The sequence below is a fragment of the Lysinibacillus sp. NPDC097868 genome, assembly GCF_044761135.1.
GTDB lineage: Bacteria > Bacillota > Bacilli > Bacillales_A > Planococcaceae > Lysinibacillus.
In genome coordinates, this window is the sequence record NZ_JBIWBS010000001.1 from 2,319,426 (window position 1) to 2,341,313 (window position 21,888).

Below are 21,888 nucleotides of genomic sequence, written 5' to 3' on the forward strand. Positions count from 1 at the left end.
ATAACCTACATACTATTATTGTCAACAAAGCAAAGATATGTTACGAGATATTATTTTTGTTTACATACCTAAAAAGTAAGGCCATATGTAAACAAAAGAATTAATAACAATTTAATTCAATTAAATCTGGACGAAGTTAATAATATGATATGTCTAAAAAATCCCACTAAATCCTTACTGGCATCATATACGTGCCAACAATTTCATGTGTTTGAATAATTACTTCAACACCATACACTTCTTTCATACGTTCCGCTGTAACTGTTTCTATAGGTGACCCCTCACATAAAATTTTACCGTCTTTCATCAAAATTATATGATCACTATATTTTATTGCTTGATTAATATCATGCAACACCATCACAATTGTTAACGAATTTTCCTTGTTCAACTTCTTCACTAACTCCATTAATTCGATTTGATAAAAAATATCTAAATATGTTGTTGGCTCATCTAAACAAAGAATGGATGATTTTTGAGCAAGTGCCATCGCAATCCAAACACGCTGACGTTCACCGCCTGATAAGGCATCCAATTTACTCGTACGTTTTTGTGTTAAATTTGTTGCTGCCAATGCCCAATTTACTGCCGCCTCATCTTCTTCAACATCTTTTTTCATCAATTGTTGATGAGGTACCCGTCCATAAGCAACTAGTTTTTCTATTGTGATATCTTGCGGCACGATGTTTTGTTGATAAACAATTGCAAGTTTTTTCGCAAATTCCTTTGCCTTGTAAGCCATTATATCTTTCTGGTCTAACGTTACTAATCCTTTTTGTGGCATATTATTCCGGGAGATAACACTTAGTAATGTGGATTTCCCACAACCATTCGGTCCAATAATCGTCGTGATTTTTCCTTTTTCAATCGTTGTTGTAACTCCATCTAAATGATTTTTCTTCTGATCATAAGATAGTTCTATTTGAGATACTTTCATTGCACTCACCTCCCTTTACTTATCTTTTCGGATTAAGAATATTAAGAATGGCCCACCAATTATGGCCATTATTGTTGATGCTGGGACTTCTAACGGTGCAACCACTATTCTGCCTAGCGTATCAGCAGTCAAAATCAGTAAGGCACCAGCTACTGCTGAGAATGGAATTAACCATTTATGGTCGGAACCTACTAATCTTCTTGAAATATGCGGAATTAATAACCCAACAAATGCAATAACGCCTGCTGTAGCAGTTGAAATTGCCGCTAGTAATACCGCTATTGCTGCAATAATTAATCGTGCACGTGTCACATTAAAACCTAAACTCTTTGCTGTTTTGTCTTGTAAAGCCAATAAATTGCACCACGAAGCTATTAGTAGGGAGGCTAGTAAGCCTATAACACCATAAAATGAAATTAAACGTACATCACTCCAAGTTCGCATTGACAAATTAGAGCCCCCTGCTCCACCAACCATTATATTCATATAGCTACATAGCGTAACAAACGCTTCTGTTAGACCAGTAAACATCGCATTAATCGCAATACCTACTAAAATAATTTTCAAAGGATTTAAGCCTGATTTCCACGACAACATAAATACTAAAAAGCAAGCAAATGCTCCACCCAAAAAAGCCAATATTGGTGTGAAGAAAAACGTCATTGGGAATAAGGTAATGACTAATAATTGTACAAATGACGCCCCTGCCGAAATACCGATTACACCTGCATCAGCTAATGGATTACGCATCACTGCCTGCAATAATACCCCGGCAACTGATAAGCCTGCCCCTGCAAAAATTGCGACGATAATCCGTGGAAACCGTAAATCTTTAATAACTGCGTAATTTGAATTTTCTTCACCAAATATTGCTCTAATAAATTCCGCAATATCCATTTTAATAGAGCCTGTGATTGCAGAATATATAATTACAACTAAAAGCAATAAGCTTACAACTATAAAACTACTAATTTTTTTATTCATCTGAGTCCTCTACATTTCTCATTATGGATACATAATGTTAATCAGTTCTTCAAGTGCTTGAGGTACTGCAAGCGTTGCTGTTGTTCCAAATAAAGGTTCCTCTAAATCATATACACGTCCGTTTTTCACTGCATCAAAGTGCTTCCAAATATCATTTGTAGCAAATTCCTCATTAAACATTTCCACGACTTGATCGGGCAATCCATGTGCCAGACGAATAATAATATCTGGATTACTTTGTTGTAAAAATTCCGTATTAGACGGTAAATACTCAGGTTCTTGCCCGCTCATTACATTTTGACCTCCAGCCAATCTCACTAAGTCCCCAATATATGAATTTTCTGTTGCCACCAAATAGCTACCTGGAATACCAAGTAAAATTAAAACTTTAGGGGATTCTTTTGATTCTATTTGCATTCGAAGGGCTGCAATCTTTCCTTCCAGCTCTGACACTAACTTTGTTGCCACATCACTCCGATTATACTTTTTCCCTATTTCCAAAATGGCAGCTTTCATATTATCAATGCTCTGTAAATTTACATAGGAAGCATTAATACCAACTTCATCGAATGTCTTTTTTAAATCTGCCTCCAAAGTGGTTACTGAAAAAACCTCTGTTGGATTCAAAGATTTTACAATTTCCATATCCGGTGACATCGGACTACCAACCTCGGGTAAACCTTCATATCGTTTAGGTAAATCATAAACAGTCGTAGGAACAGCAACGACGTCTAAATTTAGTGCATCTAAAATGTGAGCAACTGCAACTGTCGTTGGAATAATTCGATTTTCATCTTGAACCGTTGTATTATTTTCTTCTTTATCTTTTTCTACCGTATTTTCATTTTTCTTATTTGAACTAGTGCATGCTGAAAGAACGACAAAAATAATACATAGCGCCACAATATGTAACTTATTAATATTAACTTTTGTAGCTTTTATCATGGTCATTCACTCCTTTTAAAAAGCACCCTACTCCTACCTTAGCGAAGTAGATGAGGGTGCTTCCGAAATATTTCAATTGATTTCTTCCTTCATTCGTTTTTTAAAATTAAATAAGATAAATCCACTAACACCGAACAATAAAAGTATACCTATTGGAAAAGCATCGCTTGTTTGAGGATTTGCTTCTTTTTCTTTTACTGTCGAAGTATTTGTTACTCCAGTATTAGCATCTTTTTTAGTCGTGTTAGTGTTATTTTGCACTGTTGTAGCTGTTACTGCACTACCATCTTCATTTTTCAATGACGCTGCATCCCACACATAATCTACTGTATATTCATGGTGATAATTTAAGTCATCAATATCCACCTTCATCGTAACAGCAGTTTTTGATGTATAAGAAGGTAATGCAAATTGGACAATACGAGTATCCTCTGCCTTATTTTCGCTTACGACTTTATTACCGCCTGTACTCGATTCAAATTTCGTTATCCACGCACTTTTTTTCATCTTAATTTGTACAACTGAAGTGCCATTTTGAACTATAATTGTCGCAGGCTTTAAAAAATAATCATTTGCAATGGAAGCAGATGAAGAATCTGGTTTATTCACCTGATAATTAATTGTGTATTTCCCATCTGCAAGTGCGGCAGACGCATCTAAATAAGGTGTAACAAAAATTGTTAATAATGCAATTAACATTACTGAAAATAACCTTTTGATAGTAAAACCTCCTTTCAATTGATAATCATTATCAACACTATGTAAATAAAAAGGGATATTAAATAATACCCCTTTTTATTCTGCGTGTTCGATATACTAATTAATGATAATGATAATCATTATCATTAATTAAATAATAATATGTAAAAATTTAATTGTCAATACTAATACAAAATAGATTATTTTTCCTTAATAAATTTATAAGTAAAATCGGATTTCAATATAACTTACGCGCAAACAACAAGTGTACTAATTCTCATATCTATAAGAAAAAGCGCTGTTAAATTTGAATGTTGTGATTACATATAAAAAAGGAAATTCATTTTTTATGAAGATTCCTTTTTCTTATTTGCTCCGTAAACTAACGATTCCCGTAAGTGCTTTTCTCCACAACCTTACCATTTTATTAAATTGAAAAAATAAAATTACATTCACACAAAAAAACGTAACTTTTTCTTTTGGTAGCTTTATTATCCTCTTCCCCACTACTCATTCTATTGGCTTTAAAGTATTAAGCCCTACCATTTAAACGTAAATTTAATCAAATCACATCCCTTTCACTTAATGATACTTATCTGGATTTCCATAAATTATTGACAGTTTACTAACCGATGGTTATTATATAACCATTGGTTAGTAAACGCAGAAAGTAGGTCCTATAATGAAAAGTAAACAGGCGGAACGGTCTGAAGAAACAAAAAAGCAGATAGTCGAATCAGCAGGTAGGTTATTTTCCGAAAAAGGATACGATTCAGTGACAATACGAGCAATTGCAAAGGATGCGGGGTGTTCTCATACAACTATTTATCTTTACTTTAAAGACAAGGAAGAATTATTACACCTGCTCTCTATGCCACCCTTGCAAGAGCTACACGAACAATTTCTGTATCTTTCGAGCTTAAGTACTTTATCTTCAGAAAACAAATTGAAACAAATCAGTCTTGAATATATCCACTTTTGCCTACAGAATCGAAATTTGTATGATATTTTCTTCAACGCAAAGTCTACAAGGGTAGATGAGGGGGATCCAAAACTTGAGATAAATAGACTGCGGATTGAAATCTTTGAAATAATGAAGAAAATAATTCGGGAATGTCTTGCTATTTCAAATGAAGAACAATTATTAGCTTTTTCCCGAATTTATTACTTCAACCTTAATGGCATTCTTAGCACTTACTCGTATCAACATGAACCGCTTAACGTTTTAATGGAAAGATTAACGCCAACATTTAATCTTGCAATAGAAATTCTTCTTATCGGCTTTAAAGAAAAATTAAAAAGGGGAAATGACAATGAAAGCTGAACAAATCTCTGAGCATATCTGGAGCCTAAAGACATGGATGATTGTTCCAATTCATGTCTGGATAGTTATTGAGGAGGACGGGGTCACTTTAGTAGATACAGGGATGCCGATGATGGCAAAAGGAATTATGAAATTCATAAAGCAGCTAAATGCTGGTCCTTTGCGTAGGATTCTCTTAACACATGGACATTCGGATCATGTTGGCGCAGTAAAGAAAATATTGACTCAAAATAAAGTACCCGTATACGCACACGATATTGAAATACCTTATATGGAAGGTGAAGTTCTTTATCCAAAAAGAAAGAAACTTGAATACAACCTGCCTAAGCAATTAGCCCAGCCACTCACAGAGAGTGCGGATGGAAAGTTACAAACAATTGCTGGACTTACACCCTATTTAACGCCGGGTCACTCTCCAGGACACGTTGTTTATTTCCATACACAAGATCAAGTACTGCTAGCTGGTGACCTTTTCAACTCTAAAAAAGGAAAGCTTCATCCACCAATGTTTACACCCTATATGGAAGAAGCATTACAAAGCAGTTTAATTGTAAAAGAATTGAAACCCGAGCGATTAGAAGTTTGTCATGGAAGTACAGTATTTCGTCCTGCAGATCAACTAGAAGAATATGTTCAAAAAACGACAAGAAAATTAGAGAGCTAGTATTAGAGAGAGAAGGATAATGCCTTTCATTAGAGGATAGGTGTTTCCTTCTCTTTGTAACTCAAAAAAATTAAATTCACTTTTACTTGGCATTCTCTTAATATTTAGCAGCTTCAGACGAAGGATTTAAAATGTCTTTTACTTGTTCTTCTGTCACATCATAGTTGTAAAATTTAGCGTAGTAATGTTGAATTTCTTCGGTCATATTATAGTCGAATATTTCTGGATGATTGTGCTGTGCCATCCATTTCAACATAAGTGGTGCATCACCATTCGGTGGATACCAGCGATAAATACCTAGCGGCACTTTATACACTTGTTTATTTTTTACTGCTTTTAGCTGACTCCAATCTTGCCCATCAATTGAATTATCGAATAAGTCTTTAGGCTGTGTTTCAGTAAAGTTAGTAATGTAGATAATATCTGGATCCCAGTTATATATTTGTTCCATATTGACTGCCTTAATGCCTTGAACATCCGCTTCTGCAACATCTATTCCACCCGTAGCTTTAATCCATCGATTGCCATGCATGTTCGAGCCTGCTACTGATACTCGAGGCATATCCTCTTTTTGTACATTGGCTAGTTTATCGTTAATTTCTTGTTGATTCTTTTTACCTTCTTGGATGATTTGTTCGGGGCGATCTGTTGTCCCTGTGATTTCACCCGTTAATGTTAACCATCGATTTAAAATTTCTAATGGATCATCAGAATCTGCTGTTGCTTGGAGTGCAACTGTTGGAACCCCCGCTTCTTCTAATTTATTAATTGATTTTTCATCCGATGCAATTTCAAAATAGACTTCAGGATTCACTTTCATCAATTCTTCAATATTCACTTCCCCATTTTGAATAAAGGATGTATCTGCTTTCAATATATCAGGTGAAATATCTTTTAATATTGAATGAGACGCTGCATTATAAGAGTTGGGATGCATACCAACGATTTCTTTCGTCGAATTCGTTGCAATATACCACGTTGAGAAATATGGTAGGATGCCTCCTACTACAACACGGTCAGGATTCATTGGGATTGTTACTTTCCGATTTAGCTCGTCCTTTATTATTGCCTCTTCTTTCGTTTCCATTGTTTCATTTGATGCAGATTTATTTGCATTGTCTGACTGAGTACAGCCGACTAATAACGCCGAAATGGCTAAAGCTGATAATGGGTATTTCCAATTCATGTGGTTGACACTCCTAAAACATTAAATTTCTTTTGTATCGATAATGATTATCAATATCATTTATACTCTACAGGATAGTCGTTCTAAGAGTCAATACCTTCTACTATATTAATGCCCTCACCTAAAAATTTTTTCAACATACCTTTAAAAGAAATATAATGGAGAGAAACTTTATCTGGAAAGAGAAAAAGCCCTCCTGTATGATGCATACATGTCAAAATAATTGACTCTACATCAAACAGGAGGGCCCTATTTTTAATTTGTCCTATAGACGACTTAAAAGCTCAAGATCCACTGAGTGAAAAGAAGTTTCGCAAGTGACAATCCCTTGTGCACACTCTGCTATTGCCATTAGGTTTTCATTTCGTTGTAGCTGCTTGAATTTCAAAGAAAGCCCAATGTTCACTAGGAATATCTATAAAGATTTGTTCCGTTTCTTCAGTTGGTAATGGTCGATTAAAAATCCGATTGAGTATCTTTACTGCCTGTGCACGTGTTAGTCTCTCTTCCGGTCTAAATTGGCCGTCGCCTGAGCCAATCATTATACCCATTGCGCTAATGCGATCGATTTCGTTTGCTGCCCAATGCGTGGGCGCGACATCACTGTACGTTTCGCCCTTCGTTGTTAGTTGACAATACTGGTTATCTTTAGACCCTTCTGCACATTGCTGTTCTATCCATCTTACAGCAATAACTGCCATTTGGGCTCTCGTCATCATATCATTCGGAGCAAATACACGATCTTGACGTCCTTGCATAATTTTTTGTGTTCGAATATACTCAATTTCATTTTTTGCCCAAGTAGCAGCTGTATCCACATAAAATAGTTGAGATGCTACTGGTACATCATTGTCACTCAAATTTCTTGCCAACATTGCTGCCATTTGTGCACGTGTGACATATGCATTCGGACGGAAAGTACCATCTGTGTAGCCTTGTATATATGACGTAAGTTTCCTATCTACCTCTTCTGGTTGTTGTTCTTCTTCCTGCCCTTGTTCTACATATAGTAAAGTAAAAGTAGAAAAATGATGTACATCGAAGACAATGCCTGTTTGTCCTTTCGAAAATTCTACAATACGCCCACGAATTAATTCGACTGTTCCATTGCTATGCTCTACGTAAATCACGATACTTTCTTGCTGAGCTGATGTTAGGTTCGCTGGTAATGGCAATAGCAATGTCACGGGACGATTTTGTAGATTTGTGTCAATAGTTACTGGTTGACCGACGAGCTTTACTTTCACCCCATGACTTTGTTGTAAGACTAATTCTGCTTGTTTAGCCCGATCCTCGATAGCTTTTTGCAGTAGTGCATCTTTTATCGGTATCATTCGAAAATAAATATCGTCATTGAAATCATTCATTGAAGCAAAAGGAACATCTATCTTGACTAGTCCCGTATCTATGCCAAAATTAGATTTGCCCTCTAGTAATCGTTTAGCGGCCTCTCGAGCGAGTATGACCTTTGTTTCACTTGCTGGTTGTTCCATGTCGGGAATCATAAGTCGAGGTCTTTTTTCTTCCTTGTTCGCTAATTTGCGAAGGAACTCGTTGGCATTAGCAACTGTAAAATTCACTGTATCTTGGAAGCTACCGTTACGAAATACACGTGTTAATACTGATTGAATGAGTACCTCATCTGGCATACTAGGATCTACAACATTCACTAAAAATTGATTATTTGGTACTACAGGGTCCGTACTTGGTGTGAAGGATCCTCCATCTGCTGGTACATCATTTTTAAACCATTCAGCATACAATAATAGATTCCCTTTCCCTATTTGAAACATTTGTCCAGCTTTATACGCAATACCTTTGCCATCAGCCTTCGTATTCCATCCTACAAATGTATAGCCTGTTTTCCTTAAATTATCGGTATTTCCGAGGACTGTAATTGTTTCGTAACCTTTATACTGCTTCGAGTCTGTTGGCACTTTCCCTCCAACAGCTCCGTTACTGTCATACGTAACGGTGTATGTTGGTATTGCACTAGTCGTAAAACTCCAAGTAGTATTATTAGTAATTCCGTCATACATATTTCCAGCTAAATCTATAAATGCTCCTGCGTCAATTTGAATGCTATAAACGGTGTTATCGTCCAAATCCACTGTAGGATTTATTGTCACAGTTTCATTAGTGATCGAAACGTTTGCTTGTGAAATACCGATTGTTTCGATAATTTGATTAGTTGAAGCATTTCGAATGAAAATGTTTTTACTAGCTACAGGTAAGATTTTTTCATTAAACGTTAACACGAGATTACCTGTAGGCAGCGCATTAGTTGCAAGGTGCGCTGGGTAATAGGTTGTTATTTCAGGAGCCTTTTTATCAAACTCCACCATTGCTCCTGTTGAAATCTCTGTAACCTGTGAGCCATCATTCCCTGCTAAATCTTGATAATCAATTGTAAAGTTAATAGGTCCATCTGTATCTACTGACTTTAGTGTATAGTTTGCTTGCCAAGTTTTAGCATCGCCATCACCTTTATCACTTACATTTGCTGTTTGTCCTAATATAGCTACTTTGGGCAATTGAATGTCCTCACTTGTTTCAAAATCAATAGTGATAATATTACCTACTTTAGCAACTGCAGGGTTCGCATTATTTGAAGCCATTGTCAACTTTTTAACAGTTGGCTTTTTACTATCCACTATGACGAAGCTTCCATCAGTTACGCTCGTTACCTCTGTTGCTGAATTGCCTAGTAAATCTTTAAAATTTATCGTAAAAGGTGCTGATCCCTCAATATCACCATTGGCTATAACATGAGTCGCTTGCCAGTTCGTTGCAGCTCCACTTACAGCAGCAGTTTTTCCAGCAATGGTAACTGTTGGTGTTTGGATATTTTTATCTGTTTTTATTGCTAATGTGATGGTGTCGCCTATCTTAGCCTTTGTCGGATTGAAATTAGTTGATTTGATTGTCACTTCTACAGCCTGTGGCAGCGTTTTATCAATCTCAAATGAAATCGTCGAGGTATTACCTACACTATCTGTTACAACCAACGTATAACTTCCAATTGACGTTACAGTGCTGCCGCTTTTAAAAGAAGATCCATTCAAGGTAGCCGTTCCTTCATTAAAGCTAATGGTTACGTCAGTGTTATACATACCTCCATTTGTAACTCCTGTTATAAATGGAGGCGTTGTATCTAAACCAATTGTATTTGAAAATGCATTCGATATATTACCTGCTGAATCTTTTAGTTGCATATATACGGTTTTACTACCATCCCCGCTTGATAATGTCCAACTTTTCGTAGACACTTTTGACTCCCAACTCGACCAAGTAAAACCATCATTTGAAAAGCGCATATCTATCGCTTCTCCTTCTATATCCGTTGCCGTCATTGTTAAAGTAACATTCGAAGAACTTGTATATACTGCTCCATTATTAATGAGAATAGTGCCTGTAGGAGCGTGATTTTTAGTAATCTGGATAGTAAACTCCTTATCAGACGTGTTGCCTGCCTGATCCGTTACGCTTATCGTAATCCTATAACTATTTTTCGTATCATAGGTAAACAGCGCATTTGTCTTTAATACATTGCCTTCAATCGTAAAGAAACTTGTATCCCCAGACTTTAATGCATATCTGAATGTTTGTGCACTTCCTGAATCTGTTGCTGTCAATGTCCCAATAGGTGTACCTATAGGCGCCTTTTCTTGGACTATCGTATTAGTAAGTTCAATATTAGTAGGCGGTGTAGCATCATAGATTATTTGTAATTCATTGGATGCTTTATTAAATGTACCACTACTGTTCGTAACAACCTTTTCAGGAATTTTAACTTTCACAACTCCATCCGCAATAGGTGATATTGTGCCAGTAAATCTAGTGCCATCCCCATAAATAGACCATACATTTCCATTTGTAACCTTTACATCCAATACCGTAAAATCTACCACCGGCTCACTGAATACGATTGATATAGTAATTGGATTACTATTTGTTAGATTACTTTGGTTTGATGATATAGTCACGGTTGGATTTGTATCAACATTTAGATTCATCGTATAGCTTGTACTAAAATTAATACCATCACTTACCTTAAATGTAAAAGATGAAGTAGATCCATTATCCATTAAATATTTTAAATGACCGGTATCTAAATTGGCTTTACTAATAGTAGTCACACCATTTGTAATCGCTTCTCCAGCATCAACTTGCTGATTATTATTGCTATCAATAAAGAGCTGTCCGCTATTTGGGATTGTAACAATTTGTATCGCTTGCAACGTATCTCCAGCATCTTCATCCGAAAACGCAAAGGAAGTACTATTAAATGTATACACTTGACCTTCATTTACATTTACGGTTCCATCACTCGATGTTGGAGGTTTATTTAACCCAACGGTTGTTACTTGTTGCATCATATAAGCACTCTTATTGCCATCAGCATCTTTAACAATGACATTGAAATAATAGATTGTATTGGCGGCGAGACCTGTAACAATAAACGAAGTAATATCTTTGGCATAACCGCTTCCTAAAGCTGTCCCATTCGATTCAATGTTACTAACCGTATCCATATTATGACTAGTAGATTGATAGACACGGTATTGTAAATCCCCTTGAGTTGTTAAATCGTCAGATGCTTTAGCCCAATCCAACTGTACGCCTGATGCCGTTATATTTGAGGCCGTAATCGCATCATTTGTAATGGTTGGTGGGTTACTTGGGGTAGGAATATCAATTGTAAATTGTGTAAATGTTATATCCCATATGCCCGCAAAAACAGTTGGTATATATTGTACACTTGCAGTAATAACAAATGAGTTAATACCATCCATATTTAAAGGAATATCGTAAATAGGATTAGAATTGGCAACTGTCTTAAAGGTTACGGGATTTCCCTTTGGATTTCCGTCTATATCATACCCTTGAATCTTTAAGCGCAACGCATCGTTTTCCATATGTGGATTTATCGTATCAATTTTTAATGATTTTAAATCGAAGATACCATCCGTAAAGCCTTCACCAGCAGAAATTTTTATTGATTTTGGTGGTGAAAATTCATTTGCATCAATATAATAACCAGCTGGATATGGTTGCCCATCACTATACTTTAATAAATCAAAACCATTATCTTCAGGAATACCACTAACTATAAAGCCATTAGTTGTATCATTTAGCCAGGATGATTGCGTTAAATCTTGTGTACACTTTGGCAAATTGGGTGTATCGCAAGTTGCGGCATCCGCTTTTAAAGGAGACATCAAGCTTATCCCCGTCAACTGGCTAAAAGTAATTAGCATTGAACATAGCGTTATAATAAAAATCTTTTTCCCCATTTTTGTACTCCTTTTTAGTTGTTTCACACCCTTCGATCAATTCTTTCCTAGGTCCTAGGAGGCCACTCTCCATATAAACAAATAATGAAATTTACCCCCAAATACGGTTGCATATTATTATGTGCGTGACTTCCACCCACTGGTTCAATAGTTAATGCGTTCATTGCAGTATTCCCTGAAACAGAATAGACAGGGTGAGATCCTCTCCCTTGTTGTTCCGTCCATATTGCCCCCGTTGGCTCATTATTTGATTTTTGGTCATTGTTACATGTAGCGCTATGATTATGCCTAGGCATTTGTGTTGTTAATAATGTAACAGTTGCCAAACCTCCAGCTGCGCCAATATTCCTTGTCGTTAACCCTGCACCTGTTCCTTGATGAATCGCTGCCCGACCATTTAAATTTGGTAAAGCAAAGGTTGTCTTTCCATCTCCTCCATACATGGTTCCTAAAATGGCAAATAAGGTGCTGTTCGACTGAATATTTAATAGTTGTCCATTACAAAAAGCCCAGTCTTGAGGTGCAAAAGTACCGCCGAAAATTCTAATTTCGCCAATATACGCTTCTGACATTTTGTTCACTTCCTTTGTTATTAATTTCTTGGAGGGTATATGCCTATTAAAGCAATGCAATAATTTGCCACACTGTAGGGCTGCATATTTTGATGTGACTGCGAATTTCCTGATGGAGATAAAGCTTGTGCATTCATATGGGTATTCAGTTGATTAGATGCATACATATTAACAGTGGTTGTTCCCCATACATTACCAGTAGCTACTTTCAACGTAGCACTTTCCGCGCTAGCAGTCACAACATGGGTATGTGCTGGCATCTCATTACTTGTTAACGTATGTGTCTCTTGTCCAGCTTTTTGTCCGAGTGTCACACCGTTCCCTACATGAATCGGAACCCTTCCTCTTAAATCAGGTAAAGCAAATGTGGTAACTCCATTCCCACCATAAGTTATGCCTAACAAGGAAAACAAAGCTTGGTTTGTATTAATTGACAGTAATTGCCCGTCACATAATGCCCATCCCCTTGGAACACGTCTAAAGCTAAATAATTTAATTTCACCTACAAATGGATCACTCATTTTTACATTCCTCCTATTCAAATGATGGGTAAAAACCAGAAAGCGCAATGATATAACTAATTGTTAAAAACGGCATAACATTATCATGCGGCAAATTTTCACCAACATTTGAAACGATTGTTGCATTCATTGTGCTATTTGGTGGTTGTGTTGAATATTGCATGTTTTTGGCCCATACCGCATTTTCTGGACTAGGTGTTGTGCCTTCCAGTGAAGAAGCATTTACTTGATGCGTATGAGCTGGAAGTTGTGATGTATTTAACGTCACAGACTCTACCCCTCCCATTTGACCGATCGCATACTGAGTGCTCGTTACTGGGTTGTGTCCTTGGTGTACAACGACTCTACTTTGAAAATTCGGCAAAGCAAATGTCGTCTGTCCATCCCCTCCATACGTAGTACCTATGAGTGAAAAGAGCACATCATTTTCAGCAATAGATATTAGTTGCCCATTGCACAAACTCCATCCTTGTGGAGCATAATTACCTGCAAACATTCGAATTTCACCGATATATGGTTCCATTACTAACACCTTCCTTTAAGAATCAATATTTAAATTGTTTATATAAATAAATGAGTGCTGTAAAATGTGTGCTCGTAATCACCATTACAAAAGTATGATTGTATGATTGACAGACATTTTCTTTTAAAAAGTACACTCAATTTTAAAATACTAAAGAAAGAAACCAAATAATATTGACAAATGTTAATGGTTTGAGAATTAACAATTAAAAAATATCCTTAACTATCTATAAGAGTTTCTTTCTTCTTTCATTGTTCAGAGAATTACAAGCAGAAATGATGAACCACCTTTTCTAAGATAATAAGTTGCTATAAAAAAAGTCGATAAAAGGGTGCTTACTCATCCTTTTAATCGACTTTTCTTATACTGCATCTAATTCACGTTAATATGTCTACACTTAACTGGACAAAAATTATAAGGTCTATCAAGTACCACTAGTGTTAAGTAGCATAGCGTTATTCGCATGTTATTTAATAATCAATGAACATTATCATCAAATTCAAGAGCAAGCTGGTCAAGTGACGTGCAATGGTATACTAATTGGAATTTCCACAAAAAAGTTGACGTTAAATTAACCAATCATTACTATGCAATGAAAGTAGGAAATTTAGCGGAAAATAAACAGGCGGAACGGTCAGAAGAAATAAAAAAGCAGATAGTAGAATCAGCGAGAAAGTTATTTTCTAAACAAGGATACGATTTTGTGACAATACGAGCCATTGCATGGATGCTGGATGTTCCCATACAACCATTTACCTTTGCAGGAATAGCTTCAGAAGATAAATAGGAATAAATCAGTCTTGAATATATTCACTTTTGCCTCTAAAACCTGAAATTTGTATGTTTTTAATTAGTATTAATCTCCTTATAAATCATCTCGATTTCTTGTGAAAAAGATTTTACTTGGAATGCTTCTGAATAAATTTTATTCTCAGATGATGCAACTGCTTGTCGCACTTTTTCTTCATAGGTTTCTACAAAATGATCAAGCGTTGGCGTTTTTAATGTTAGTGCATTCGCAATCCCTTGGATGATTTTCACACGATAGTAGTCCTCTTTTGGCATTCTAGGTATATCCCATTGTCCGTCGTGATTTATAAAAATTCCTCTAAGAGGAACTGCTGAAAAATCAAAGTATTTTCCTTCTTCATTTGGTATAGAAAATGGGTCAATTAATAAGGATGCATAACGAATATAAAGCAGATATTCTTGATGTATGGGCTCAAGATTAATAAAATTCTCTATGTCTTGTCTAGCTATACTTTTTGGATGTAATGGATAATTATCATCTACCATAAACTGTAATAGATTAAGAGGTTCAATATTGAAGTGTTTGACAATTTCCATCATTTCTTTCCAATAATTTAATAAATACCGAATCGTAGTATAAGTAATAGGACCTTCAGGATAAAGTTTATAAACATACTTCGTTATGCGATTGTCATCAAAAATTACTTTTAATGAAAAATCATTCATAAATAGAGGAGGATGCACGTACAAAGAAATATTTCTTGTCTCTGCTTCAAGAGGAGATGCTAATTTTTTTAATTGAATCCCTAAATGACGAAACAGTTTAGATAATTCAGCCACTCTATCCGATATTAAGTAAGTTGATCCAATATAAACTGTTTTCTTCACACCTGTTGTCAATACTTCATTTGATGGAATACTATCTAACCATCTAGTATCCCCATAATATGTTGAAAAGCTAATTACCTCAGCCAAAGGGGATAGATTTTTCAAGAAATTTGTCATTAAATGACTAGAGCCAAATGTAGGTGAAATCAATATAAAACAGCTAGCATTCTTCAACACTGTAGGATCGATTTGTGCTAATACTGATAAATAAGAATCTGTTGTAATGCTAAGTATAATGGTATCCCAATTACCAGATACTAAATGATAACCTTTAAATAAAGAATCAATTGTACATTCTCCTGCAACAGACTGATGTTGGTTATTTTGTACATATACTTTAAGTGCAAGTTGATGCTGTATGACTGTTTCAAAGAAAGCCTTAGAACGTAAAGATTCTCGACCGGCAATCGCTACTTTACTATTAAAATAATTTTTGACATTCACAGCTAGTTGAATTGCTGTTGGCCCGGTTCCTAACAATAAAACATTATTAAAATCAGTCATTGCCTACTCCTTTTTCTTTTATATATGTCATTGTACTTTTTGATACAAAATAACATCAAATACATTATGAGGGTGTATAATTTCCTCAACTATTTGCCATTTGGTTTCGTCTACTTTCTGCTTTGGATAATTAAAAAGAGACTTTAACCCATTACCATAACGCATAGCAATTAGCACATCTTTATTAGTCAAATCATACAATTGATCTAATATGGCATATTTATTGCTGACAGTTGAACTAAATATAATATGACTAATCTGTTTCATAACTGTTAGGTCCCCTACTGTCTTCTTCTCAATTTGAATCGATAAATGTCTTCCTAATCTATTTACTACATATCTTCCCAAGTGAATCGCTTCATCATCAATATCAATCCCAAAAACTTCTGCGCCTGTTCGTTCCGCAACCATTAATAATGTTAAAGGGAAAGCCCCACAACCTACCATGAGGACTTTCGACTGACTGTTAATTTGAAAATCCCCAAATTCCTTTTCAATGCAGTCCTCTATGTTACGAAAATAATCCGTTATTTTCTCGTTTTCTAATCCCAATACTAAAGCTCGATATTTTTCTACGATTTGGATACAAACAGAAGAGTTATTTCTGAGATTTTCGATTAATGCTATTATTTCAATCGATTGCTTTATATAATTCCAATGTTTTTCATTGTCACGATTTGTAATAAAAGAAGAATAATTATCGATTAACTCACACAACTCAACATACTCAACTTTTAGATGATTATTGTTTTGGTTGATTATTAACTTAAATTTCTTATCAAAGTAATGTAATTTCTTTAAAAACAAATCTATATCCTTCACTTACCCCACTCCTATGTTTGAGGATTAAAGTTAAATATATGCCGTTTCTTTTCATACTATTTCATCGCTTCCTTAGATATGTTTCCTTTCACAATAAAAACGAGCAATAAATATTGCCGCTTCGGTAGTAGTAAAACTAGTGGTTTATATATATCTAGTGGAGGTTGCTAAAACACAGTCTATTTTGAAAGCATCCATGAAATTAGGTGCTATATCAAAAATGGCAAAAGCATTTGCATTTACTTATTCACAGGGATATAGAGGGGTTTTTTAACGAATTGTGGAAAAAAAGTAGTAGAAAAGGCTATGGTTGTGCTACAAATTGAAGGTAACTAGAATGTTTAATAAAGATAAAAAATGCAATTCAAGTTCAACTTGAATTGCATTTTTTCACGATTGGATGAGGCAATGTGCTCAAGACTACAAAATGCTCGTAGCTTCACAAGCAAGCCTAATCACATCATCCAACTTTTTGAAAGAGTTTTTGGAATAGTACTAGTACCTGACTTTAAATTAGTAATCGTTTAGATTAAATTTACTAACTCTAGTGAACGTTTTAATATTTTCGCCATTTGTGCACGTGTTAAATAACTTTGCGGGTTTAAATAGCCATTAGACCCTGTCATAATGTCTAGTGCTTGCAATTCTGATACTGCTTGCTTTGCGTAATCAAATACTTTATTAGCATCTTTGTACGTTAAAGCATTTTTATCCACTGTTACTTTATAGCCTTTGTATTCAAGCATACGCAAAATAATTGCGGCTGCTTGCTGACGTGTAATATTTGCATTTGGGTTAAAAGTTGTGGCATTGACACCTGTTACAATACCGACCTCTGCAAGTGCTTGTACCTCTTTTTCATACCACTGACCTTTAACATCCTTAAACCCAGTTGCTTTATCGGATGAAATATTTAAAGCACGAGCTATCATCACTGCAAATTGCGCACGCGTGATATTTCTATTTGGACTAAATGTTGTGGCTGTTGTTCCTTTTGTAATGCCAGCAGCATATAAAGCTAAAATTTCATCCTTACTGAAGACATTATCGATATCCTTAAAAGGATTTTGAAGATTTGTATTCGTATTATTTGTATCTTCTTCTACGATTTTTGTTTCTTCCTCTTCAGCGGACACATTAAACGTAAAGAATAATGTGTATGCACCATAACCTAAGCTCCCTGAATCGACAAATATTTTCGTTACTCCATTTTGATCTTGAACTAATGGTAAACGGACTACACGTACTTGATCCAATTTTTCGCCTGTAGAACTAATGATCTCGATATCTTGTTGCTTACCGTCTGCATCAATATAAGCAAGTGTTTCGAAGCCATACGCCTTACCGATTAGTGTCATCTCGATATAACGTTTATCGTCAATCGTCACTAATTCCGCTTTCGTGAAGTATGGTGCTAAATAGTTTGTAATAAAATCAGGGATTTTACCATTTGGATCAGCTTCCATTTTATACGTGATTGGCTGACGAGTAATCTTTTCATTTGTCATTGTCTTTGTTGCAGTTACATTTGAAATAAATGTCTTATTAGCCGCTACTGCTTCAAAAACAAGGTTATCAAGTGTTTCAATTTCAAATGAAAGTGTAGCTGTTTTTTCATTTGCTATAGGCACTAAAGATGCTGCTTTATTTGACCATTTTGCAATTTCTTTACCATTCTGTTTCACAATAAAATCTTTCAAATTATTTCCAGTATTCAATGTGAGTGTCACTTTATATTTGTTATCTTCAAATACTGTACTTGCTTTTTGTAGGAATGCCGTTATTTCTTTTACATTCTGTAGAAGCTCAAATTTAACTGCTCCTTCTTGGATAAAGTTCCCTACAGTTTGGTCTATCTTTGTTTCTTTTTTAGGTAAATCTTTATTCATTGGTGGAGTATCAATTGGGCCACTTGTAATTGGGAAGGTTGTACTATCACTTATCTTTGAAAGGGAACCTTCATTGAATTGTAAAAAGATATTATAGTTATGATGATATTTTATATCCTCAATATCTACTTTTACCCATGCATCATAACGATCCGCTAAATTTGGTAATGTAAATTGAACGACTCGTACATCATTGGTGTCGCTTATCGTAGTAGGTGTTGAACCATTCACAGTAAACCCAGTAATCCATGAACTATTTTTTAATGTTAATTGAACTTGATAGGAAGAACCACTTTTCACGACATACGCTGGTTTAATTACATACTGGTCCATCATTGAAGTACCAGAACCTGATCCCTTTATAAACGTATAATCCACTGTATACAGCCCATTAGTTGATTGTGTAGAACCACCACTCGTTACCCCACCTGTAACCGGCACTGTTGCATTATTAAGTTTTGAAGCTGAAGCTTCATCTCTCACTGTAGCTGTTACATTTGCAGTTATTAATTTATCAGTCGTTACCGCTTCAAAAACAAGGTTATCTAGAGTGTCAGCTTCAAATGATAATGTTGCTGTGTTTGACATTACAACAGGTACCACTGATGCTACTTTGTTGGACCATTTTGCAATCTCTTTTTCATTTTGTTTTACAGTGAATTCCTGTAATTTATTTTGTGTATTTAACGAAAGAGTAACTTTGTATTTGTTATCTTCAAATACTGTATTTGATGTTTGTAAGAATGTCGTTATTTCTCTTTCATGTTGTGGAAATTCAAATTGAACTACTCCTTCTTGCTTAAAGTTTGCTGTAGTTCCTTCAACCATTGTGTCTTTATTAGCTGAACCATCTGTTGTGTCGCTATTAGTTGATTGTCCAACGTCCTCAGTGTTAGAATTGTGATTGCCATCGGTATTTGAATTTTTATTGTTCTCGCCAGAACCTGATTCACTGCCGTTGGTATTTCCTTTTGCATTATCTTTATTTTGCTCTAATGTTTCTGGTTGCTTCTGTGCTTCTTCACAAACGCGGTTAGTCTCCGTAACATTCGAGAGTACTAGGTAAACAATATATTTTTTATCTCTGTAATTGAAAGCTGGAACGTCAACATGAACCCACGCCTCGATTGATTCATCGTGTCGGTCGATGACGAATGTGTATGTTTCATTACCCACCTTGTCATTCGTTCTTTTAATAGATTCTTTTAATTCGCCACCTGACTTCACTTTAAAACCTTTATACCATTCTACGAAGTTTTTCGGCACCGTAATCGCTACCGTATATTGACCATCTTTTTGTTGTTGGATTGTAACGTCCTTTTTAATATAGCTATTCATTACTGAATCTTTTGTTTGAGATTCATCGCGAACATTAAGACTTGCTGAATAGTCAATTGTACAGCTAGCATCGGTACTCTCCTCCGCCCTTACTTCCATGCCAAAGCCCGGTAATATGGCACCTAGCATCAGCACTACCATAGCTACTTGTTGTAAAAATTTCTTCATTACTCTGACCTCCTGAATATTTAATTATTTAAATCGCAAGGAATCCAGAATTTTCAATTACTATACCTCTTCTAAAGTTTCTACCTCCTTTTTATAATTAAAGCTTTTACTAGTACTATCCCTAAACTCAAAATGAATATCATTTTCAATTAACGACAAAGAAAACATCTATTAATAACATGGATGTTTTAAAGTATATAATTCTCTTTAATTGATAATGATTCTCATTCTAATTTAATTATATCCCTCTCATTATTCTTGTCAAGAAAGTTAGAATATTTCGTGAGACATGCTTTAGTGTCAATACTCTTGAAAAGTAAGGTCAATTTTGACTTGGAAAGCCAATAAATTGCACCAAGACGCTAGTATTCTATTAAACTTTAAATTTGTATGGTTATTTTAAAGAACAATACCGCAATAACGTACTATATGTATTTTAGTATATATGATTATATGAGGATATCTTGAAAGGAGTGGTCCTCTTGAACATTACATCTTTTGTCTTTTACTGTTTCATTGTTACATTTACACCAGGGCCAACTAATATTGTCATATTATCTACAGTGCATAATTCTGGGACAAAAAAAGCAATGGAATATACTTATGGAGCAACGATTGCATTTGGTTTCTTACTTGCTATTTCTGCAATGTTAAATACGCTACTGGCAACGATTATTCCAAAAATTTTAATTGTTATGCAGATTATTGGAAGCTTTTATATGTTGTATCTTGCTTATCAAGTTTATACAATGGATTCATCAAAAGCTAATGTAAATAACACTGGTTCCTTTATGTCAGGGTTCCTTACGCAGTTTTCAAATCCTAAGGTAGTGCTATTTACAATGACTGTTATTCCTACCTATATTATGCCCTATTATGTTTCAATACCTGCTGTTACAGTAGGTGTTCTCACGATAACTGTTATTGGATTTTTAGCATTTATTACATGGGTACTTTTCGGTACAATCTTTAAGGAGTTTTTACAGAAGCATAAAAAGATAGTTAACCTATTGATGGCATTATTTTTACTTTATGCTGCAATCATGATATGGATATAGGTAAGCTATTTGAGAGGTGAAATAGATGGATAAATTTATCTATAAAAAATCGGCAGGTATTACCGCATTATCAGCAAGTATGACTGACTTTTCATATAAAAAGCACTCTCACAAAGAGTATGCAATCGGTGTTACATTACGTGGTATTCAACACTATAACTTAGAGGGCAGTTTACAATTGTCTTACCAAAACGGCATTATGATTTTTAATCCTGAACAGGTTCATGATGGAATGGCACATGACAAAACAGGTCTCGATTATGTAATGCTTTATATTGAGCCGGAATTGCTTTTAGAGGTTATTGATAAAAAAGATTTCGTTCGTTTCTCAAACCCTATTGTTTATGATTATAGACTTCAATATAAAATAATAAGTCTTGCTAATGCAATTTTAAATGATCAAGATGAGGCATTGTGTAGTGAATTACTATTATCCCTCACAGATAACCTTGTTGAGACTGATTTTTCTACAGACTGTAAGAAAGATGACACTCTAATTAATAAAGCAAAGGATATGCTTCATACCAACTTAGAAAAAATACCTAAACTTGATGAAATATGTAAAGAACTTGAATTATCGAAATTTACGTTTATTCGATCTTTCAAGGCTCAAACTGGCATTTCACCATACCAATATTTTCTTAACTGCAAGATAGAACGTGCAAAGCAGCTAATCGAACAAAAAAGAGATATTTATTCAGTTGTCGCTGAATGTGGTTTTGTTGATTTAACCCATCTGAATAAACATTTTAAAGGTGTTTTTGGAACAACAGCGTTTGAGTATTTTTCATATGTAAATTGAACGTATTATCTATCTTA

17 protein-coding genes are annotated in these 21,888 nt (G+C 35.1%); 5 read left to right on the forward strand and 12 right to left on the reverse strand.

What is annotated here, in order from left to right:
* Window positions 1–166: 166 nt before the first annotated feature.
* The 4 genes from ACIQXJ_RS11490 to isdC all read right to left on the reverse strand — a co-directional run bounded on the left by ACIQXJ_RS11490 (window position 167) and on the right by isdC (window position 3,604).
* Window positions 167–937, reverse strand: a complete 771-nt coding sequence (locus tag ACIQXJ_RS11490) for an ABC transporter ATP-binding protein (protein WP_403053506.1) — start codon at window positions 935–937, stop codon at window positions 167–169.
* Between the two features lie 15 nt (window positions 938–952).
* Complete coding sequence (locus ACIQXJ_RS11495; protein WP_403053509.1) at window positions 953–1,921, reverse strand: FecCD family ABC transporter permease; 969 nt, start codon at window positions 1,919–1,921, stop codon at window positions 953–955.
* A gap of 21 nt (window positions 1,922–1,942) precedes the next feature.
* Window positions 1,943–2,866, reverse strand: a complete 924-nt coding sequence (gene isdE / locus ACIQXJ_RS11500) for a heme ABC transporter substrate-binding protein IsdE (protein WP_403053512.1) — start codon at window positions 2,864–2,866, stop codon at window positions 1,943–1,945.
* Between the two features lie 72 nt (window positions 2,867–2,938).
* A complete protein-coding gene (isdC, locus tag ACIQXJ_RS11505; protein ID WP_401008508.1) occupies window positions 2,939–3,604 on the reverse strand; it encodes a heme uptake protein IsdC in 666 nt (221 codons plus the stop codon).
* A gap of 643 nt (window positions 3,605–4,247) precedes the next feature.
* Between isdC and ACIQXJ_RS11510 the strand changes: the two genes are divergently transcribed.
* Window positions 4,248–4,889 carry a TetR/AcrR family transcriptional regulator gene (locus ACIQXJ_RS11510; protein ID WP_403053515.1) on the forward strand — a complete coding sequence of 214 codons (642 nt, stop codon included), beginning with the start codon at window positions 4,248–4,250 and terminating at the stop codon, window positions 4,887–4,889.
* Window positions 4,879–5,553, forward strand: coding sequence for an MBL fold metallo-hydrolase (locus ACIQXJ_RS11515; RefSeq protein ID WP_403053518.1), 675 nt, complete (start codon window positions 4,879–4,881; stop codon window positions 5,551–5,553). The genes ACIQXJ_RS11510 and ACIQXJ_RS11515 overlap by 11 nt, the downstream gene beginning before the upstream one ends.
* A 97-nt stretch (window positions 5,554–5,650) precedes the next feature.
* Here ACIQXJ_RS11515 and ACIQXJ_RS11520 read toward each other — a convergent pair whose 3' ends face one another.
* The 5 genes from ACIQXJ_RS11520 to ACIQXJ_RS11540 form a co-directional block, all read right to left on the reverse strand.
* Window positions 5,651–6,739, reverse strand: coding sequence for an ABC transporter substrate-binding protein (locus ACIQXJ_RS11520; protein WP_403053521.1), 1,089 nt, complete (start codon window positions 6,737–6,739; stop codon window positions 5,651–5,653).
* Window positions 6,740–7,098: 359 nt separating this feature from the next.
* The gene (locus tag ACIQXJ_RS11525; protein ID WP_403053524.1) at window positions 7,099–12,036 is read right to left on the reverse strand and encodes an S-layer homology domain-containing protein; all 4,938 of its coding nucleotides are present in this window, start codon (window positions 12,034–12,036) and stop codon (window positions 7,099–7,101) included.
* Window positions 12,037–12,083: 47 nt separating this feature from the next.
* The gene (locus tag ACIQXJ_RS11530) at window positions 12,084–12,608 is read right to left on the reverse strand and encodes a phage tail protein (protein WP_403053527.1); all 525 of its coding nucleotides are present in this window, start codon (window positions 12,606–12,608) and stop codon (window positions 12,084–12,086) included.
* A 20-nt stretch (window positions 12,609–12,628) separates the two neighbouring features.
* The gene (locus ACIQXJ_RS11535; RefSeq protein WP_403053530.1) at window positions 12,629–13,129 is read right to left on the reverse strand and encodes a phage tail protein; all 501 of its coding nucleotides are present in this window, start codon (window positions 13,127–13,129) and stop codon (window positions 12,629–12,631) included.
* A 13-nt stretch (window positions 13,130–13,142) separates the two neighbouring features.
* The gene (locus tag ACIQXJ_RS11540) at window positions 13,143–13,652 is read right to left on the reverse strand and encodes a phage tail protein (RefSeq protein ID WP_403053533.1); all 510 of its coding nucleotides are present in this window, start codon (window positions 13,650–13,652) and stop codon (window positions 13,143–13,145) included.
* Window positions 13,653–14,175: 523 nt separating this feature from the next.
* On the opposite strand from ACIQXJ_RS11540, the gene ACIQXJ_RS11545 reads away from it, so the two are divergent.
* The gene (locus ACIQXJ_RS11545) at window positions 14,176–14,439 is read left to right on the forward strand and encodes a TetR/AcrR family transcriptional regulator (RefSeq protein WP_403053536.1); all 264 of its coding nucleotides are present in this window, start codon (window positions 14,176–14,178) and stop codon (window positions 14,437–14,439) included.
* A 59-nt stretch (window positions 14,440–14,498) separates the two neighbouring features.
* Here ACIQXJ_RS11545 and ACIQXJ_RS11550 read toward each other — a convergent pair whose 3' ends face one another.
* The 3 genes from ACIQXJ_RS11550 to ACIQXJ_RS11560 form a co-directional block, all read right to left on the reverse strand.
* Window positions 14,499–15,794, reverse strand: a complete 1,296-nt coding sequence (locus ACIQXJ_RS11550; RefSeq protein ID WP_403053539.1) for an opine metallophore biosynthesis dehydrogenase — start codon at window positions 15,792–15,794, stop codon at window positions 14,499–14,501.
* Window positions 15,795–15,821: 27 nt separating this feature from the next.
* Entirely contained in the window at window positions 15,822–16,616 is a 795-nt protein-coding gene (locus ACIQXJ_RS11555) for a methyltransferase domain-containing protein (RefSeq protein ID WP_403053542.1), read from the reverse strand.
* Window positions 16,617–17,140: 524 nt separating this feature from the next.
* Entirely contained in the window at window positions 17,141–20,011 is a 2,871-nt protein-coding gene (locus ACIQXJ_RS11560; RefSeq protein ID WP_403053545.1) for an NEAT domain-containing protein, read from the reverse strand.
* A 482-nt stretch (window positions 20,012–20,493) separates the two neighbouring features.
* On the opposite strand from ACIQXJ_RS11560, the gene ACIQXJ_RS11565 reads away from it, so the two are divergent.
* On the forward strand, window positions 20,494–21,069 hold the full coding sequence (locus tag ACIQXJ_RS11565; protein WP_403053548.1) for a LysE family translocator: 576 nt from the start codon (window positions 20,494–20,496) through the stop codon (window positions 21,067–21,069).
* 25 nt (window positions 21,070–21,094) lie between these two features.
* Complete coding sequence (locus ACIQXJ_RS11570) at window positions 21,095–21,871, forward strand: AraC family transcriptional regulator (RefSeq protein WP_403053550.1); 777 nt, start codon at window positions 21,095–21,097, stop codon at window positions 21,869–21,871.
* Window positions 21,872–21,888 lie beyond the last annotated feature (17 nt).

Coding starts and splice junctions, on each gene's coding strand:
- isdE (WP_403053512.1), bottom strand. CDS start 2,866: ATGATAAAAGCTACAAAAGTTAATATTAATAAGTTACATATTGTGGCG.
- ACIQXJ_RS11520 (WP_403053521.1), bottom strand. CDS start 6,739: ATGAATTGGAAATACCCATTATCAGCTTTAGCCATTTCGGCGTTATTA.
- ACIQXJ_RS11525 (WP_403053524.1), bottom strand. CDS start 12,036: ATGGGGAAAAAGATTTTTATTATAACGCTATGTTCAATGCTAATTACT.
- ACIQXJ_RS11535 (WP_403053530.1), bottom strand. CDS start 13,129: ATGAGTGATCCATTTGTAGGTGAAATTAAATTATTTAGCTTTAGACGT.
- ACIQXJ_RS11530 (WP_403053527.1), bottom strand. CDS start 12,608: ATGTCAGAAGCGTATATTGGCGAAATTAGAATTTTCGGCGGTACTTTT.
- ACIQXJ_RS11560 (WP_403053545.1), bottom strand. CDS start 20,011: ATGAAGAAATTTTTACAACAAGTAGCTATGGTAGTGCTGATGCTAGGT.
- ACIQXJ_RS11515 (WP_403053518.1), top strand. CDS start 4,879: ATGAAAGCTGAACAAATCTCTGAGCATATCTGGAGCCTAAAGACATGG.
- ACIQXJ_RS11550 (WP_403053539.1), bottom strand. CDS start 15,794: ATGACTGATTTTAATAATGTTTTATTGTTAGGAACCGGGCCAACAGCA.
- ACIQXJ_RS11510 (WP_403053515.1), top strand. CDS start 4,248: ATGAAAAGTAAACAGGCGGAACGGTCTGAAGAAACAAAAAAGCAGATA.
- ACIQXJ_RS11490 (WP_403053506.1), bottom strand. CDS start 937: ATGAAAGTATCTCAAATAGAACTATCTTATGATCAGAAGAAAAATCAT.
- ACIQXJ_RS11495 (WP_403053509.1), bottom strand. CDS start 1,921: ATGAATAAAAAAATTAGTAGTTTTATAGTTGTAAGCTTATTGCTTTTA.
- ACIQXJ_RS11540 (WP_403053533.1), bottom strand. CDS start 13,652: ATGGAACCATATATCGGTGAAATTCGAATGTTTGCAGGTAATTATGCT.
- ACIQXJ_RS11570 (WP_403053550.1), top strand. CDS start 21,095: ATGGATAAATTTATCTATAAAAAATCGGCAGGTATTACCGCATTATCA.